The 1,216-nt window shown below is 72.7% G+C and carries 1 protein-coding gene; it reads right to left on the bottom strand.

Going from position 1 to position 1,216, the window contains the following annotated elements; translation table 11 throughout:
* Window positions 1–1,121 (bottom strand): 5'-3' exonuclease H3TH domain-containing protein (locus ACE3Q3_RS19800; protein ID WP_374448967.1); only part of this gene is annotated, 1,121 nt, incomplete at its 3' end.
* Window positions 1,122–1,216: the final 95 nt, after the last annotated feature.

Raw genomic sequence — 1,216 nt, 5'->3', positions numbered from 1 at the left:
CCGACCAGCTCGCAGGCGACGGCGTCGAGCGACGTCGTCTCGGTGTCGACGGCGCAGGCGCCGGCCTTGCGGGCGCGCTCGATCCAGGCGTCGAGGGTGGCGAGATCCTGGATCAGGACGTAGCCGTCCCGGCCGACTGCCGTGGCGGCCGGCGCGACCGGATCGGCCGCCGCCGCCGCGACCGGGGCCAGCGCCGCCTCGGCGGCCGCGCGCTGGGCGGCGCGGTTCTCGACCCGGGTCAGGAGCGAGCGGAAGTTCTGGGCGCGCAGGAAGTCGACGAGGCGCGCCGGGTCGGCCGGGCGGACGGCCAAGGCGTCGACCGGCGGGAGGTCCGGCACGTCGTCCTTGAGCCGGACGAGCGCGCGCGAGATGCGCGCCTGCTCGGCGAAGGCGAGGAGGGATTCGCGGCGCTTGGGTTGCTTGATCTCGGCCGCCCGGGCGAGGAGCTGGTCGAGGTCGCCGAAGGTGCCGATCAGCTCGGCGGCGGTCTTGACGCCGATGCCGGGCACCCCCGGCACGTTGTCGACCGAATCGCCGGCGAGCGCCTGGACGTCGACCACCTTCTCGGGGCCGACGCCGAACTTCTCCCGCACCTCGTCCGGCCCGATCGCCTTGTTCTTGATCGGGTCGAGCATCCGGATGCCGCCGTCGACCAGCTGCATCAGGTCCTTGTCGGACGAGACGATGGTGACCTCGATGCCCTGGCGCTGCGCCGCCCGCGCATAGGTCGCGATGATGTCGTCCGCCTCGTAGCCGTCGCTCTCGATGCCGGGCAGGTTGAAGGCCTGCGTCGCCTCGCGGACGAGCGCGAACTGCGGGATCAGTTCGGGCGGCGCCTCGGGGCGCTGCGCCTTGTAGGCGTCGTAGATGGCGTTGCGGAAGCTGTGGCGCGAGGCGTCGAAGATGACGGCGATGGCGTCGGCGTCGGTCTCGTTCAGCAGCTTCAGCAGCATGTTGCTGAAGCCGAGCACGGCGCCGACGGGCGTCCCGTCGGGCCGCGTCAGCGGCGGCAGGGCATGAAAGGCGCGGAAGATGAAGCCCGACCCGTCGACGAGGTAGAGGTGCCGCAGGGTCGGCGCGGCCGCCCCGCCCGGGGCGATGTCGCCGGCAGCGCCGGTCAATGCCCGTGGCTCGCCGACGGATCGCCCGAGAAGACGAAGTGCCGGCCGCAATAGGGGCAGTCGATGGCGCCCGCGGGCAGGAGGTTGAGGAAGAC

This window comes from Allostella sp., from assembly GCF_041913585.1.
Taxonomy (GTDB): Bacteria; Pseudomonadota; Alphaproteobacteria; order ATCC43930; family Allostellaceae; genus Allostella.
The sequence above is the reverse complement of the archived record's forward strand: the minus strand, read 5'-3'. Positions and strand labels throughout refer to the sequence as shown.